Origin of the sequence: Sinomonas gamaensis, assembly GCF_005876955.1 — a bacterium.
GTDB classification, from domain to species: domain Bacteria; phylum Actinomycetota; class Actinomycetes; order Actinomycetales; family Micrococcaceae; genus Sinomonas; species Sinomonas gamaensis.
Genome location: NZ_SSCL01000003.1, coordinates 146,024 through 161,156, shown reverse-complemented (window position 1 = coordinate 161,156; position 15,133 = coordinate 146,024). Strand labels below are relative to the sequence as shown.

Below are 15,133 nucleotides of genomic sequence, written 5' to 3'. Positions count from 1 at the left end.
GCCGCGCCTAGACGCGGGGGCGACGGGTCGGGGGAGGGGGCGGAACCTCTTTCGCTGCCACGATGCCCGCGAGCGGGATCTTCGCCGGGCCTCGTCTCGTGGCGATCACCGCCTCTGAGTGGTCGACGGCGGTGAGCTCGCCGAGAGCGTCCGTGAAGCCCCCTGCGATGCGGTAGCGGACGACGACGCGGGTCCCCGGCGCGAGAGCGCGCAGCACGTCGGCGGGTCGCTGGGCGGGGGGAAGCATCCGAATATCCTAGACACCGGACGGCTGCCGACGCGATGCTACGGCGTGTGACGGCATATGACAGACGCACTGGGCCCCGCGGACCGTCATGCTGGCCCAGCTGGATTGGCGCCGTCGAGCGGGATGATAATAGGCTCGTTCCGCCGGGATGCGAGCCGTCCCCCATCAGCGAGTCGTCAGAAGGTGTAGCAGTGACATACGTGATCGCGCAGCCGTGCGTGGATGTGAAGGACAAGGCCTGCGTTGAGGAGTGCCCGGTCGACTGCATCTACGAAGGCGAGCGGTCCCTCTACATCCACCCGGACGAATGCGTGGACTGCGGCGCGTGCGAGCCGGTGTGCCCCGTCGAGGCCATCTACTACGAGGACGATGTTCCGGATGAGTGGGCCGACTACTACAAGGCGAATGTCGAGTTCTTCGACGACCTCGGCTCGCCCGGCGGTGCCGCGAAGCTCGGCAACACGGGCAAGGACCATCCGCTCGTCGCTGCGCTGCCCCCGCAGAACCAAGACTGAGCGTGCAGACCAGCACCTTCGGCCTCGACCTCCCCGACTATCCATGGGAGGCCATGGCGCCGTACCTCGAGAGGGCCAAGCAGCACTCGGGCGGCGTGGTGAATCTCTCCATCGGCACGCCGGTCGATCCGACGCCGCAGCTTGTCCAGGATGCGCTTCGCTCGGCCGCTGACGCCCCCGGCTATCCGACCGTGCACGGCACGAAGGCCGTCCGCGAGGCCGTTGTGGAGTGGTTTGGGCGGCGGCGAGGCGTCGAAGGGCTCGACGAGCAGGCCGTCATGCCGACCGTCGGGTCGAAGGAGCTCGTCGCGTGGCTTCCCTTCTTCCTCGGTCTGGGCCCGGGCGATGTTGTGGTCCGGCCCAAGGTCGCGTACCCGACCTATGACATCGGCGCACGCCTCGCGGGCGCAGAGGCGATCGCTGCCGACTCCCTCGACGAGATCGACGCCCCGACCCGCGCCCGCGTGCGCCTCGTCTGGCTCAACTCCCCGGGCAACCCGACGGGGGCTGTTCGCACCGCTGAGGCGATGCGCGCCGTCGTCGACGATGCTCGCAGCGTGGGTGCCGTCGTCGCCTCCGACGAGTGCTACGCCGAGCTCGGCTGGGGCGAGTGGGACGTCCAGCGGGGCGGATCCGCAGTGCCCTCGGTGTTGGATCCTCGCGTGAGCGGGGGAGACTTCACGCGCTTGCTGAGCGTGTACTCGCTCAGCAAGCAGTCCAACCTCGCCGGCTACCGCGCCGCGTTCGTGGCAGGCGCCCCTGAGCTCATGCCCAACCTCGTCAACAGCCGCAAGCACGCCGGCATGATCGTGCCTTACCCCGTGCAGGAAGCCATGCGCGTCGCGCTCGGCGACCAGGCCCATGTAGACGCCCAGAAGGACCTCTACCGGGGCCGCCGGGAGCGGCTCGTGCCCGCCCTCGAGGCGTTCGGGCTCACGATCAGCCATTCCGAGGCGGGCCTTTACCTGTGGTGCACCGCTGGCGAGGATACCTGGACCACGGTCGGCCGCTTGGCCGAGCGCGGGATCGTCGTGGGGCCCGGCGTGTTCTATGGCGACGAGGGCGCCGGCTTCGTCCGCGTGGCCCTCACCGGCAGCGACGAGCGGGTGGACGCCGCCGTCGACCGCCTTACCGCGTCCTGATCGCTGCGATGACAGGCACCGATTAGTCCGGTGCCCGCGCTCGGAGTAGTTTTGGACTGTTGCGAGCTACCCATGTAAGGGGAACCATGACTGAGAAGAACGGTGCCACCCTGCGCCATGAAGGCGGGGAGCTGACCCTTCCCCGCATCGCCGCCGTCGAAGGCAATGACGGCTACGACGTGTCGAAGCTGCTGAAGGAGACGGGCGCCGTCACCTTCGATCCGGGCTTCATGAACACCGCGGCGACCACCTCGTCGATCACGTTCATCGACGGCGACCAAGGCATCCTCCGCTACCGCGGCTACCCGATCGAGCAGCTGGCCCAGCACTCGAGCTTCCTCGAGGTCTCCTACCTGCTCATCTACGGCAACCTGCCGACACCGTCCGAGCTCGAGTCCTTCGACCAGCGGATCCGTCGCCACACCCTCCTCCACGAGGAGCTCAAGAGCTTCTTCGCGGGCTTCCCCCGTGATGCGCACCCGATGCCCGTGCTGTCGTCGGCCGTGTCCGCGCTCTCGACCTTCTACCAGGACTCGCTTGACCCGTTCAACGACGAGCAGGTGGAGCTCTCGACGATTCGCCTCATGGCGAAGCTCCCCGTGATCGCGGCCTACGCGCACAAGAAGTCGATCGGCCAGCCGCTGCTGTACCCGGACAACTCCATGAACCTCGTGGAGAACTTCCTCCGCCTCTGCTTCGGGCTCCCGGCCGAGCCGTACGAGCTCGACCCGCTCGTGGTCAAGGCCCTGGACCTTCTGCTCGTGCTCCACGCCGACCACGAGCAGAACTGCTCCACCTCGACCGTCCGCCTCGTCGGCTCGGCGAACGCGAACCTCTTCGCGTCGATCTCCGCGGGCATCAACGCGCTCTTCGGCCCGCTCCACGGCGGGGCCAACGAGGCCGTGCTGAACATGCTGCGCCGCATCCAGTCGGAGGGCATCAAGCCCGAGGACTACATGGAGAAGGTCAAGAACAAGGAAGACGGCGTCCGCCTCATGGGCTTCGGGCACCGCGTCTACAAGAACTACGACCCGCGCGCGAAGATCATCAAGGCGACCGCGCACGAGGTCCTCTCGAAGCTCGGCGGCAACGACGAGCTCCTCGACATCGCGATGCGCCTCGAGGAGAAGGCCCTCGCCGACGACTACTTCATCCAGCGGAAGCTCTACCCGAACGTCGACTTCTACACGGGCCTCATCTACAAGGCAATGGGCTTTCCCGAGAAGATGTTCACGGTGCTCTTCGCAATCGGCCGTCTGCCCGGGTGGATCGCCCAGTGGCGCGAGATGATCAAGGACCCTCAGACGAAGATCGGCCGCCCGCGGCAGCTCTACGTCGGCGAGGCGGAGCGCGACTACCCCGTCCGCTAGCCACATCTTTTCGGGTACGACGACGCCGCCCCTCGCCTACTTGGTAAGGCGAGGGGCGGCGTCGTTTTCGCTTCTCGGCGTCTTCGTTTCGGGTACAGATAATTCCTCCTGAGCGCATTTCGGGTACGACGACGCCGCCCCTCGCCTTTGGATTGGCGAGGGGCGGTCAGTTGGCGTACCTGAGACGGGGTGGAGGGTGAGTTGGTGTACCCGAAACGGTGGGGGTTAGGGGGCGGCGGCGTAACCCATGGGGTTGTTCTTCTGCCAGCGCCAGTGGTCTTCGCACATCTGTGCTACCGACTTGGTGGTCGACCAGCCGAGATCGGCGAGGGCGGCCGAGGGGTCGGCCCAGAAGGCGGGGAGGTCGCCGGCACGCCGCGGCGCGATCTCGTAGGGGAGCGGCCGCCCGACGGCTGCTTCGAAGGCGTGAAGCATCTCGAGCACCGAAGTGCCCTTCCCGGAGCCCAGGTTCCACCGGTAGACGCCGGCGTGGTCCTCGAGGTAGCGCAAGGCGGCGGCGTGGCCCTCGGCGAGGTCGACGACGTGGATGTAGTCGCGCAGGCAGGTGCCGTCAGGGGTGTCGTAGTCGCCGCCGAACACCATGAGCTTCTCGCGCCGGCCCACGGCGACCTGGGCGATGAACGGAACGAGGTTGTTCGGTATCCCCTGAGGGTCCTCGCCGATGCGGCCCGACGGATGGGCGCCCACGGGGTTGAAGTAGCGCAGGAGTGCTATGTGCCACCGCTCATCGGAGGCGCCGAGGTCGCTGAGGATGTCCTCGATCTGCTCCTTGGTGCGTCCGTAGGGGTTCATGGCCCCGATCTCCATCTTTTCGACGTACGGAGTAGGGTTGTGCTCCCCGTACACCGTCGCGGAGGAGGAGAAGACGATCGTGCGGACATCGTGCCGCTGCATCGAGCGCAGCAGGGCGATCGTTCCCGTGACGTTGTTGTAGTAGTAGTCGAGCGGAATGCTGACGGACTCACCGACCGCCTTGAGTCCGGCGAAGTGGATGACGGACTCGGGGGAGTGGTCGTCGAAGACGGCGTCGAGAGCGTCCTCGTCGGTGATATCGGCCTGGACGAATGCGGCCTTGCGTCCGGCGAGCTCCCCGACGCGGCGCAGCGCCTCCTCGCTCGAGTTCGAGAGATTGTCCACGACGACCACATCGTGCCCCGCCTCCAGGAGCGTCAGGACAGTGTGGGAGCCGATGTAGCCGGTGCCGCCGGTCACGAGGATGCGCATGGAATCCATCCTACGGGGGCGGCACGCGGCGACGCCGGGCGTCGGCCGCGGCCTGAGCAGTGTGACGCGAACCTCATCAGTGGTGGCACGGGCGCGCTCTTACCCTGTGCTAGACAGGACGGGTGCCCAGATTGGTCGATGCGGCTGCGCGCCGTCGTGACATCGTCGAGGCCGTCAAGCGGATCGTGGCCGCAGACGGTCTTGCCCGGGTGTCCCTCCGTGAAGTCGCGGCCGAGGCAGGCCTCGTGGTCGGCTCGGTCCGTCACTACTTCGAGACGGCAGAGGACCTCCGCGTCCACGCCTTCGAAGCCGTGGCTGATGACGTCGCACGCCGGATCGAGGCGGAGACCGATCTCGTAACCCAGTTGTGCCAAATGCTCCCGCTGGACCTCGAGCGCGCGGTCGACCTCTGCGTCTTCGTCGCCTTCCGCCTGGCCTCCCGCACCGACGAGGCGCTCGCCCCGGCAGCGGATGCTGCCCACGCGAGGATCGCGGCCGCCGTCGGCCGTTCTGTGGTGTCTGCGCTCCCGGGTGCGGGGCACGACGAACTCGTGGCGGAGGCGGAGCGGCTCCTGGCAACTGTCGAGGGCCTCTCGCTGCATGCCCTCGTGCATGGCCGGTGGCTCGATGCCGAGCTGTGCCTCGCCGTCGTCAGAGCACAAGTGGAGAGCTTGGGCCGGCTCCCGATCGCGTGAGCGGGAATAGACTGGAAATGCTGCTGTTGGGGCGCGAGGAGGGGCACCATGCACCAAATAGGTGGACCCGGGTGGCGCATCACGATGGACACATCCGGTCCGATGCTGCTTGCCCTCTATCTCAAGGACACGGCGGGGCTCGTGGGCGCTGGATTCCCACCGCTTGCGCCGGCCGCTCCCCGGGTCCACGAGTACGACCATCATCAGATCACGCAGCACGTGGGCGGCGTCGATGCGCTGCGCCGCCAGTGGGAGGCGTGGTGGGCGAGCCTCCTCGACCACCATCCCGCGATGGTGCCGGCGGTCGAGCCTCCTGACTTCACCGCGTTCAGTGCAGCCCCAGCACTCCAGCGCTCCCTCCAAGCCCACTTCGGCAGCGCGCTCACCTGGACTCAGGAACGCCAGCTGGACTACGAGGAACTCGAGGCCAAGCGCGAGGCCAGAGGGGACACGCAATTCCTGCAGCAGCTGGTCGCTGCCCGACAGCTCGAGGTGGGTCCCGACGCGAAGGACTTCGATCTCGCGCTCATCGAGCTCCCGCTCGCCGAGGACCGCGCCTGGCTCGTCGACTCGAACAAGGTCATCATGAGCCAGTCCCTCATGGACGATCCCGAGACCCTGCAGAGTTTCCTCGCGCCTGTCATTGAAATGCTGGTCTAGCCGCTACTGCCCGCCTGCGACAGTGATGATGACGGCGCCCGGCTGAGTCTGCGCATCCGTCCACCCCTTGTTTCCCTCGCGGATCCAGGCTTGGCCGTCGACGTCCACGCGCGAGATGGCGAGGCCTTTGGCGTTCGCGACAGCCCACTGCGCTGCCGACCACGCAAGGGTTCCCTCTGCCCGCACGGTGAGGGTGCGGCCAGCAATGACACTGGCCGCTGTCGCGCCGTAGGCGCGGAGGAAGGCGCCGCGCACCGCACTCGGGTCGCCGGCCGCGTCCGGGGTCCGCAGCGTGCAGTCCAGCGAGGCCTGGGAGTTCCCGGTCAGGGCGGAAGCGAAGGCGCGCCCCAGGTCCTCGTGCTGCGAATAGGCCTCCGGAAAAGCGGAGCGCTGAACCAGCTGGGCCGCCTCCGTGACGGAGAGCGATTCGTAGCCTGGCACCTTCGCCAGCGCGTCGTAGAAAGCGTTGGTTGAGTAGACCGGGTCCATGATCTGCGCCTCCGTGCCCCAGCCCTGGGATGGACGCTGCTGGAACAGGCCGCGCGAGTCGGGACCCGCGTGGTCGCCGTAGTTGATGTTGCGCAGCTTCGATTCCTGCATCGCGGTGGCGATGGCGATTGTCGCCGCGCGCGCGGGAAGCCCGCGGCGCACGGCGATCGCGGTGATCAGAGAAGCGTTGGCCGCCTGGTCCGTCGCCAGATTCTGCTTTCCGCCGTTCAGGAGCGCGGTGCATCCCTCGACCACGGGTGCGTCGGTCCGATTGAGGACCGTAGACGCGATGTAGATCCCTGTGCCCGCCAGCACGAGGGCAACGATGACCGTGAGCGAGCGCCGCACTGTGCGGGCCAAGGGCATGCGGTGGCTCCTTGTGGCTCGGCTCTTTTCGCTGATCGGCTCAGTTGGCGTGCAGGGCCTCGTTGAGCTCGACCTTCTGGCCGTTGCGCGGAAGGGCCTCCACCTGGCCCGTGGTGGAGTTGCGGCGGAACAGGAGATTGGGCTGGCCCGAGAGCTCGGCCGCCTTGACCACCTTTTCCGCGTTCTCGCCGAAGGCGTCCTTGAATCCGCCGATCCGCACGCGGGTCCCCGCGGTGACGTAGAGGCCCGCCTCGACGACGGAATCGTCGCCGATGGAGATGCCGACGCCCGAGTTGGCGCCGAGCAGCACCCGCTCGCCGAGCGTGATGCGCTCCTTGCCGCCACCCGAGAGAGTGCCCATGATCGAGGCGCCGCCGCCGACGTCGGTTCCGTCGCCCACCACGACGCCCGCGGAGATCCGGCCCTCGACCATCGACGCGCCGAGGGTCCCCGCGTTGAAGTTCACGAACCCCTCGTGCATCACGGTCGTGCCGTCGGCGAGGTGCGCGCCAAGGCGAACGCGGTCGGCGTCGGCGATGCGGACCCCCGAAGGGACCACGTAGTCGACCATGCGCGGGAACTTGTCCACGCCGTAGACCGTGACCGAGCCGCGGCGGCGAAGGCGAGCGCGTGTCGCCTCGAAGCCAGCAGGGAGGCAAGGCCCGAAGTTGGTCCAGACGACGTTCGGCAGCTTGCCGAAGATGCCGTCGAGGTTGACGCTGTTGGGCTTGACGAGCCGGTGGGAGAGGAGGTGGAGGCGCAAGTAGGCGTCGGCGGTGTCGGCCGGTGCCTGATCCAGATCGATTTGGACGAAGACGACCTTCGTCTGGGTGCCGCGGTCGGCGTCATCGCCGTCTTCTGCGGCGGCCACGAGCTCGGCGGGGGCGGCATCCACCACCGCCTCGTCGCTGAGGTGCTCGGCCCCGGTGCCGAGCGCGGGGGAGGGGAACCAGACGTCGAGCACGGTGGCCTCTTCGGTCCCGTCGGCCCCTCCGCCGAGAGCAATCGTGGCGAGGCCGAAGCCGTGGGCAGAGCGGGGCGCGGAGGAGGTGTGAGTCATGGGGCAAGTCTATCGAGAGGGCACGGATATGCTTGCTCGCGTGACTCCTGCGACCCTCGACCTCAGCCGTGATGTAGCCCTCCTCACCGCCGACCTGATCGACATCGAGAGCGTCTCCGGGAACGAGCGGACCATTGCGGACGGGGTCGAGGCTGCGCTCCGCGCGCTCCCCGGCCTGACGGTCACGCGGAACGGGGACGCAGTCGTCGCCCGCTCTGAGCTGGGGCTCGCCGAGCGCGTGATCCTCGCCGGACACCTCGACACCGTACCCCTCCCCGCCACCGAGGGATCGCGGGGGACCGTTCCATCCTCGTGGGAGCGCGAACCCGGCACCGGCACGCTCTGGGGACGCGGAGCCACCGACATGAAGGGCGGGGTCGCGGTGCAGCTTGCGCTGGCCGCTGCGCTCTTCGGCGGCCATCGCGCGGACGACGGCGACGCCAAGCCCACGCGCGACGTCACCTTTGTCTTCTACGACCATGAGGAAGTGGAGGCCGCGAAGAGCGGCCTCGGCCGGCTTGCACGGGAGAACCCGGAACTGCTCGCGGGCGACTTCGCGATCCTGCTCGAGCCCACAGCCGGGACGGTCGAAGGCGGCTGCAATGGCACGCTGCGGATCGAAGCCTCGACGGTCGGGGAAGCGGCCCACTCGGCGCGAGCGTGGATGGGGCGCAACGCCATCCACGCCGCTGCCCCCATTCTGGCCCGGCTCGCGGACTACGAGCCGGCGACGGTGAGCGTCGAGGGGCTCGACTACCGGGAGAGCCTCAATGCAGTCCGGATTTCAGGGGGCACCGCGGGCAACATCATTCCCGATCGCTGCACTGTGGAGATCAACTACCGCTTTGCGCCGAGCAAGACGTTGGACCAGGCCGAGGAACATGTCCGCGAGCTCCTCGCCGGATTCGAGGTGGTGCGGACGGACGGCGCCCCCGGCGCGCGCCCCGGACTCACGCACCCCGCGGCGGCCGCGTTTGTCGCCGTCGTCGGGCGGGAGCCGAAGCCCAAGTACGGGTGGACCGACGTCGCCCGCTTCAGCGAGCTGGGCGTCCCGGCGGTGAACTTCGGGCCGGGCGACGCGCTCCTCGCCCACAAGGACGACGAGCGCGTCGCGGCCGACGACGTGAGGGCCTGCTTCCGAGCCCTCCGCAGCTGGCTCTCGGCCAAATCCTAGAGCCTCGGCGAGAGGCCTAGATCGTTTCCGCGGCGCCCTGGGCGGCCTGCGTCGCCTGAAGTGGCGCGCCCTTCTTCGGGCCGGCGACCTTCTGGCTCCGGCGCAGCTGGCGTTCGGCGAGCTTCGCCAGGCCGGACAGAATGAGGCACATCCCCACGTAGAGGACACCGGCGACGATCGCGGAGGGGACGATGGGCGTTCCGTACTGGACCTGGGAACCGAAGAACTTCGCCTGGAACAGGATCTCGTTGTACGTCACGATGAACCCGAGCGCCGTGTCCTTCAGGGTCACCACGAGCTGCGAGATGATCACCGGCAGCATCGAGCGGACCGCCTGGGGAAGCAGGATGCTCTGCATCACCTGCGACTTGCGGAGGCCGATCGCCAGGCCTGCCTCGCGCTGGCCCTTCGGGAGGGCCTCGATACCCGCACGGAACACCTCGGCCAGGACGGAGCCGTTGTAGAGGATGAGCGCGACGACCACCGCGAGGTACGGCGGCCACTTGACGCCGAGCGCCGGCGGGAGCCCGTAGTACAGCAGCATCATGAGGATGAGCACCGGGATCGCGCGGAACAGCTCGGTGAACCAGTGGAATGGCCGGGAGACCCATGGGTGGTCTGACAGGCGCCCCACCGCGAGCACCAGGCCGAGGATGAGGCTGCCGACGGCGGCGACGCCGAACGCCGAGAGCGTCGCCCCGGTGGCATCGAGGAGCGTCTGCTGCACGCGGGCGAACGTGAAGATCTGCCACTTCGAGGCACTGAACTGGCCAGTCTCGATGAATCGCCAGATGACGAAGCCCACGATGGCGAGAATGACGACGACCGAGATCACCCCGAAGAGGCGATGCCGGGAACGGGCCTTCGGCCCCGGGGCGTCGTAGAGAACGGAAGTCATCGGGCCACCTTCCACTTCTTCTCGAAGTAGCGCTGGAGCTGCGCGAGGATCAGGACGAGGACCACGAAGAAGAACGCGACCCAGAGGAGCACGACAAGGGCGGGCTCGCCACGCTCCGCGAGATACGCGCGGATGGCGCCAGCCTCGTACACCGAAAAGCCGGCGGCGACCGTGGTGTTCTTGAGCAGGGCGATGAGAACGCTGAAGAGCGGCGGCAGCACCGAGCGGAAGGCCTGCGGGAGCACGACGAGCGTCAGCGTCTGCGAGAACGGCAGCCCGATGGCGCGGGCGGCCTCGGCCTGGCCAACGGGGACGGTGTTGACGCCCGAGCGGAGGACCTCCGCGACGTAGCTCGCGGTGTAGAGGCTCAGGCCCACAATGGCCGAGACGGTGAAGTCGATCTCCGGGAGGCCGAGCTTCGGGTACCCGAACGCGAAGAAGAACAGCACGAGGGTGAGCGGGGTGTTGCGGACGATGTTGACGTACAGCGTCCCGAACGCGCGGAGGGCCGGGATCGGTGAGACCCGCATGGCGCCGACGACGGTGCCGATGAGGAGCGCGAAGAACCCGGAGACGAGGAAAAGGATGATCGTCGTGCGGAAGCCCGTCGTGAAGACGTCGAGATTGTTGAGGAGAGTGCTCATGTCAGCCTTCTCTGTGGAGGGGACAGCACGATGGGCGGGGCGCTAGAGCACCCCGCCCACCGTGCCGCCTGTCAGTAGTTGTCGACGGCGGGCTGCTCGACCTTGGTGCCGGACTTGCCGAGCGTCGAGTCGTAGATCTTCTGCCAGGTGCTCTTGCCGTTCGTGAACATGTCGTTGACGAACTTGCGAAGAGCCGTGTCTCCCTTGGTGAGGCCCACGCCGTACTTCTCGGTGGTGAACGGCTGGCCGACGACCTTGAGGTTGTCCGGGTCCTGCGCGGCGTAGCCGATGAGGATGGCCTGATCGGTCGTCACCGCGTCGACCTGGCCGTTCTTGAGCGCGTCAACACACTGGGAGTACGTGTCGAACGACTGCGCCTTCGTCTGCGGGAAGTTCTTCTGGATGTTCTGCAGCGGCGTGGAGCCGGTCGCGGAGCAGACAGTCTTGCCCGCGATGTCCTTCTCGCTGTTGATCGTCGTGTTGCTCTTCTTCACGAGCAGGCCCTGCCCGGTGACGAAGTACGGACCCGCGAAGTCGACCTGCTTCTTGCGGGAGTCAGTGATCGAGTACGTGCCCACGTAGTAGTCGATGTCGCCGTTCTGGATGGCGGACTCGCGGTTGGCGGACGGGATCGGCTTGAACTCGATCTTGTCGGCGCCATAGCCCAGCGAGGCCGCGATCCACTTGGCGATCTCGATGTCGAAGCCGCTGTACTGACCGGTGGCCGCGTCCATGAAGCCGAGGCCCGGCTGGTCTTGCTTGACGCCGATGCGGACCTTGCCATTCGACTTGATCTTGTCGAAGGTGGGGCTGCCCGTGAGCGAGACGTTCGAGGCCACCGTGTAGGGTGCCGAGGCCGAGGGCTCGGAGCCGCCGCCCCCGGAACCGCCCGATCCTCCCGAACCGCCGCAAGCGCTCAGAGCGAGAGCGAGAGCAGCGGTTGCGGCAGCGAGCACGGCCTTCTTGGTGCGGAAGAGTGCCATTGCAGCATTCCTTTCTCGTGGGCCCGAGGCCCGTGGGTGCGTGATCAGTGCGTGAGCAGCTTTGAGAGGAAGTCCTTGGCTCGGCTGCTCTGGGGGTTGGTGAAGAACTCTTCGGGCGCCGCCTGCTCGACGATCTGCCCGTCCGCCATGAAGACCACCCGATCGGCGGCCTTCCTGGCGAAGCCCATCTCGTGCGTGACCACGATCATGGTCATGCCTTCCCGTGCGAGCTCGACCATGACGTCCAGCACCTCGTTGATCATCTCGGGGTCGAGGGCCGAGGTCGGCTCGTCGAAGAGCATGACCTTGGGCTTCATTGCGAGGGCGCGGGCGATGGCGACGCGCTGCTGCTGGCCGCCGGACAGCTGCGCGGGGAGCTTCGGGGCCTGGTGTTCGACGCCGACCCGCTGGAGGAGCGACATCGCCTCCTTCTCCGCCGTCGCCTTGTTCACGCCCTTGACCTTGATGGGGCCGAGCGTGACGTTCTCGAGGATCGTCTTGTGGGCGAAGAGGTTGAAGGACTGGAACACCATGCCGACGTCGGCACGCAGCCGGGCGAGTTCCTTGCCTTCCTCGGGGAGCTTCTTGCCGTCGATATAGATGGCGCCGGACTCGATCGTCTCAAGCCGGTTGATCGCCCGGCAGAGAGTCGACTTGCCCGACCCTGACGGGCCGATCACCACGACGACCTCGCCTTTGCGGACGTCGAGATTGATGTCCTTGAGAACGTGAAGCTGGCCATAGTGCTTGTTCACGCCCTGGACAGAGACGAGGGGAGCCGAGGGTGCTTCGGTTGTCATAGGGCCAATGTAACCGAGATAACGCTTCACGGTGCCGAGCAGGAACGGGGCTGCTCCAATCGTGATTCAAGCGAGACGGTTAGCCTTGAGGCATGACCACGGAATCACCGCGCCGCGACGATCGCTCCGTCCCCTCGAGGCGCAAGGGCCCGCTCGAACTCCGGCGGCGCCAAGCGCTTCAGGGCACGTCCGACCAGCACCTCCTGGACACCCATGGAGCGGGACGATTCGTCCATACTGATCCGTGGCGCGTGATGAGGATTCAGAGCGAGTTCGTGGAAGGCTTCGGCGCCCTGGCGGAGCTCGGGCCGGCCATCAGCATCTTCGGCTCGGCCCGCACCCTTCCCGGCAGCGACTACTACGAGACGGGGGTCCAGATCGGGCGCCTGCTCGCCCGCGAGGGCGTTGCCGTCATCACGGGCGGGGGGCCCGGCTCCATGGAGGCCGCCAACCGCGGAGCGGTGGATGGCTCCGGGACTTCGGTCGGGCTGGGGATCGAGCTTCCGTTCGAGACGGGCTTCAATCCGTGGGTGGACCTCGGCATCAACTTCCGGTATTTCTTCGCCCGGAAGACGATGTTCGTGAAGTACGCGCACGGCTTCGTGGTGCTCCCCGGGGGCCTGGGCACGCTGGACGAGCTCTTCGAGGCCATGGTCCTCGTCCAGACGGGAAAGGTCACGTCCTTCCCCATCGTCCTCGTGGGTTCCAAGTTCTGGGGGCCCCTCGTCGATTGGCTCAAGGAAACGCTCCTCAACGAGGGGATGATCTCGCCGGAGGACCTCGAGCTCATCCAGATCACCGACACCGCGGAGGACGCCGTGGACCTTGCCCTGGCCGGCCTGCGGGGCGAGATTCAGGAGCGGCGCGGAGGGATGTTCGGCTCTGCGGAGGAGGAAGAAGAAGACGTGTGGTCGCCTGAGAAGGCTGACGGCGAGTGAGCCTCTTCCTCGTCTTCCTCGCCATCGTCATCGCCGGTGCGCTCGTGTGGCTCGGCGTGGCGGTGGCGCGCGGCCGACCGCTTCCCGCCGAGCTCGACGGCGGCCTCGAGGAGCCCGCGTCCGGGCTTCCTCCCGTCGTGCTCCCCGAATGGCCGACGGCGGACGACGTCGACCGGGTGCGCTTCTCATTGGCCTTCCGCGGCTACCGCATGGATCAGGTGGATGAAGTCCTCGAACGCCTGCGGAACCGGATCGCCGATCAGGACAGGGAGATCGCCAGACTCAAGGACCTCGAACGCCCCGAGGTCGAGGCGTCGGAATGAGCAAGGGCCTCGACGCGCGCCCCGGGGCGGTGTCGTCCACGGGTGCTTCCCGGGGGGTGCATGCCGCGCTGGCCGCAGGCACGCGGAAGGCCGGCTTCTGGTTTGGGCGCCGTCCCTGGTGGGCCCAGGTGGTCATGGTCTTCGCCGCCTCGCGTGTTGTCTCGTTCGCGATCTTCGCGGCGGCCGCCCTCCAGCAGGGCGCCAACCCGTGGTTCCCACCGCAGCCTGACTACTTCCATTTCCTGCAGATCTGGGATTCCGAGTGGTACGGGCGCATTGTTCAGCACGGCTATCCGAGCGTCCTGCCGAGGTCGTCGTCCGGCACCGTGACGGAGAACGCCTGGGCCTTCTACCCGGTGTTCCCCTATCTGGTCCGGGCGCTGTCGGCGATCAGCACGGTGCCGTGGCAGATCGTTGCCCAGCTGGTGGCTCTCGCGTCGGGCTTCGCGGCCGCTCTCCTCATCTTCAGGCTCTTCAGGCACTTCTTCGGCCACGGTGACGCGCTGTGGGGAGTCGCTTTCTTCGCGTTCTTCCCCGTCTCGGCGATCCTGCAGGTCCCGTATGCCGAGTCCCTCGGGACCGCTTTCCTTGCGTGGGCTCTCCTCTGGATCGTCGAGAGACGATACCTGGCTGCAATTCCCGTCGTCGCCGTCGCCTGCCTGACCCGCCCCATCGGCGTCCCGCTAGCGGCGGCGCTCGCGGTGCTGTTCCTCGTTCGATGGGCCCCGTGGCGACGGCAGTCTTCCCGTGCCGGAGAGCTGCAGCTGGTCCGTTTGGGTGTGCTCACGCTCGCCTCGGGCCTGTCAGCCCTCGCCTGGCCCGCGATTGCGTGGGCCGCCACTGGAGTCATGACGGCGTACACCGACACCGAGGCCGTCTGGCGGGGCAGCGACTTGGTGCCCTTCATGCCATGGTTCGACACCGGCCGCTTCCTCTTCGGGCCCATCCTCGGCGTGCTCGCCCCGTTCGCGCTCGTGGCCGTCGTCGTCCTCTATCTCACAAGCGCCCGGGTGAGGCTCATCGGCGTCGAGCTGAGGCTCTGGTGCGCCGCCTACGCCCTGTACCTCCTGGCCTTCCTGTATCCGCAGTCGAGCACCTTCCGCATGATGCTGCCGTTCTTCCCCCTGGCCGTCGCGGGTGCTGTGCTGTCGCGCTCCCGCGCCTACCGCGGGACCGTGCTCATCATGTTCGTCCTGCTGCAGATCGTGTGGGTCGTGTGGCTCTGGGACTGGTCGGAGCTGCCGGGAGGCGGCGACTGGCCCCCGTGACCGGCGTGCTTGGCTACCCCTCGGTATGCCGACTGATAATGTAAAGGTCAAGACAAGGTGGCGAGGCCGCGAACCACTCTGGTGAGCGGCGGTGCGTCCGACAGCCCGCAGATTCGTGCGGGCACACTACTGGAGGGGAAAGTTCAGATGGCAGCCATGAAACCGCGTACCGGCGACGGCCCGATGGAGGTCACCAAGGAGGGCCGCAGCCTCATCATGCGGGTTCCCCTCGAAGGTGGCGGGCGCCTCGTGGTCGAGCTCAATGCGGAGGAGGCTGCTCAGCTCAAGGAGTGCCTCGTCGGCGTGACCGAGTGAC

Annotated in this window: 18 protein-coding genes; 10 read left to right on the top strand and 8 right to left on the bottom strand. The window is 67.4% G+C overall.

All coding sequences use genetic code 11. The annotated features are described in order from the left end of the window. Positions 1-7: 7 nt before the first annotated feature. Positions 8-247 (bottom strand): putative acetyltransferase, encoded by a 240-nt coding sequence (locus E5679_RS05525; RefSeq protein WP_138414077.1) that lies wholly within the window; start codon positions 245-247, stop codon positions 8-10. Between the two features lie 191 nt (positions 248-438). Here E5679_RS05525 and fdxA point away from each other — a divergent pair, with 191 nt between their 5' ends. The 3 genes from fdxA to E5679_RS05510 all read left to right on the top strand — a co-directional run bounded on the left by fdxA (position 439) and on the right by E5679_RS05510 (position 3,274). Then, on the top strand, positions 439-762 hold the full coding sequence (fdxA, locus tag E5679_RS05520) for a ferredoxin (protein WP_138414076.1): 324 nt from the start codon (positions 439-441) through the stop codon (positions 760-762). 2 nt (positions 763-764) lie between these two features. Next, a complete protein-coding gene (dapC, locus tag E5679_RS05515; RefSeq protein ID WP_420821050.1) occupies positions 765-1,904 on the top strand; it encodes a succinyldiaminopimelate transaminase in 1,140 nt (379 codons plus the stop codon). Between the two features lie 86 nt (positions 1,905-1,990). Continuing rightward, positions 1,991-3,274, top strand: coding sequence for a citrate synthase (locus E5679_RS05510; RefSeq protein ID WP_138414075.1), 1,284 nt, complete (start codon positions 1,991-1,993; stop codon positions 3,272-3,274). Between the two features lie 225 nt (positions 3,275-3,499). Here the strand turns inward: E5679_RS05510 and galE are convergent, their stop codons facing one another. After that, positions 3,500-4,519 (bottom strand): UDP-glucose 4-epimerase GalE, encoded by a 1,020-nt coding sequence (galE, locus tag E5679_RS05505; protein ID WP_138414074.1) that lies wholly within the window; start codon positions 4,517-4,519, stop codon positions 3,500-3,502. A gap of 122 nt (positions 4,520-4,641) precedes the next feature. Here galE and E5679_RS05500 point away from each other — a divergent pair, with 122 nt between their 5' ends. Together E5679_RS05500 and E5679_RS05495 are read left to right on the top strand one after the other, a co-directional pair. Continuing rightward, complete coding sequence (locus E5679_RS05500; RefSeq protein ID WP_138414073.1) at positions 4,642-5,214, top strand: TetR/AcrR family transcriptional regulator; 573 nt, start codon at positions 4,642-4,644, stop codon at positions 5,212-5,214. A 48-nt stretch (positions 5,215-5,262) separates the two neighbouring features. Next, positions 5,263-5,874, top strand: coding sequence for a hypothetical protein (locus E5679_RS05495; protein ID WP_138414072.1), 612 nt, complete (start codon positions 5,263-5,265; stop codon positions 5,872-5,874). Between the two features lie 3 nt (positions 5,875-5,877). Here the strand turns inward: E5679_RS05495 and E5679_RS05490 are convergent, their stop codons facing one another. Continuing rightward, positions 5,878-6,729 (bottom strand): hypothetical protein, encoded by an 852-nt coding sequence (locus E5679_RS05490; protein ID WP_138414071.1) that lies wholly within the window; start codon positions 6,727-6,729, stop codon positions 5,878-5,880. A gap of 40 nt (positions 6,730-6,769) precedes the next feature. Further along, positions 6,770-7,789 carry a 2,3,4,5-tetrahydropyridine-2,6-dicarboxylate N-succinyltransferase gene (dapD, locus tag E5679_RS05485; RefSeq protein ID WP_138414070.1) on the bottom strand — a complete coding sequence of 340 codons (1,020 nt, stop codon included), beginning with the start codon at positions 7,787-7,789 and terminating at the stop codon, positions 6,770-6,772. A 28-nt stretch (positions 7,790-7,817) separates the two neighbouring features. Between dapD and dapE the strand changes: the two genes are divergently transcribed. Continuing rightward, positions 7,818-8,963 (top strand): succinyl-diaminopimelate desuccinylase, encoded by a 1,146-nt coding sequence (gene dapE, locus E5679_RS05480; RefSeq protein WP_138414317.1) that lies wholly within the window; start codon positions 7,818-7,820, stop codon positions 8,961-8,963. Between the two features lie 16 nt (positions 8,964-8,979). On the opposite strand, the gene E5679_RS05475 is transcribed toward dapE, so the two are convergent. The 4 genes from E5679_RS05475 to E5679_RS05460 all read right to left on the bottom strand — a co-directional run bounded on the left by E5679_RS05475 (position 8,980) and on the right by E5679_RS05460 (position 12,288). Beyond that, the gene (locus E5679_RS05475; protein WP_138414069.1) at positions 8,980-9,861 is read right to left on the bottom strand and encodes an amino acid ABC transporter permease; all 882 of its coding nucleotides are present in this window, start codon (positions 9,859-9,861) and stop codon (positions 8,980-8,982) included. Beyond that, positions 9,858-10,505, bottom strand: coding sequence for an amino acid ABC transporter permease (locus tag E5679_RS05470; protein ID WP_138414068.1), 648 nt, complete (start codon positions 10,503-10,505; stop codon positions 9,858-9,860). The genes E5679_RS05475 and E5679_RS05470 overlap by 4 nt, the downstream gene beginning before the upstream one ends. A gap of 71 nt (positions 10,506-10,576) precedes the next feature. Next, positions 10,577-11,488: a glutamate ABC transporter substrate-binding protein gene (locus E5679_RS05465; RefSeq protein WP_138414067.1), complete on the bottom strand. Its 912-nt coding sequence runs from the start codon at positions 11,486-11,488 to the stop codon at positions 10,577-10,579. 44 nt (positions 11,489-11,532) lie between these two features. Beyond that, positions 11,533-12,288, bottom strand: a complete 756-nt coding sequence (locus E5679_RS05460; protein WP_138414066.1) for an amino acid ABC transporter ATP-binding protein — start codon at positions 12,286-12,288, stop codon at positions 11,533-11,535. 92 nt (positions 12,289-12,380) lie between these two features. Between E5679_RS05460 and E5679_RS05455 the strand changes: the two genes are divergently transcribed. The 4 genes from E5679_RS05455 (at position 12,381) to E5679_RS05440 (ending at position 15,132) form a co-directional block, all read left to right on the top strand. After that, entirely contained in the window at positions 12,381-13,226 is an 846-nt protein-coding gene (locus E5679_RS05455) for an LOG family protein (RefSeq protein ID WP_138414065.1), read from the top strand. Further along, positions 13,223-13,549 (top strand): DivIVA domain-containing protein, encoded by a 327-nt coding sequence (locus E5679_RS05450; protein WP_138414064.1) that lies wholly within the window; start codon positions 13,223-13,225, stop codon positions 13,547-13,549. Before E5679_RS05455 ends, E5679_RS05450 begins: the two co-directional genes overlap by 4 nt. Then, a complete protein-coding gene (locus tag E5679_RS05445; protein WP_249335975.1) occupies positions 13,546-14,817 on the top strand; it encodes a hypothetical protein in 1,272 nt (423 codons plus the stop codon). Before E5679_RS05450 ends, E5679_RS05445 begins: the two co-directional genes overlap by 4 nt. A 147-nt stretch (positions 14,818-14,964) precedes the next feature. After that, positions 14,965-15,132, top strand: a complete 168-nt coding sequence (locus E5679_RS05440; RefSeq protein ID WP_138414063.1) for a DUF3117 domain-containing protein — start codon at positions 14,965-14,967, stop codon at positions 15,130-15,132. The last annotated feature ends 1 nt before the right edge of the window (position 15,133 follow it).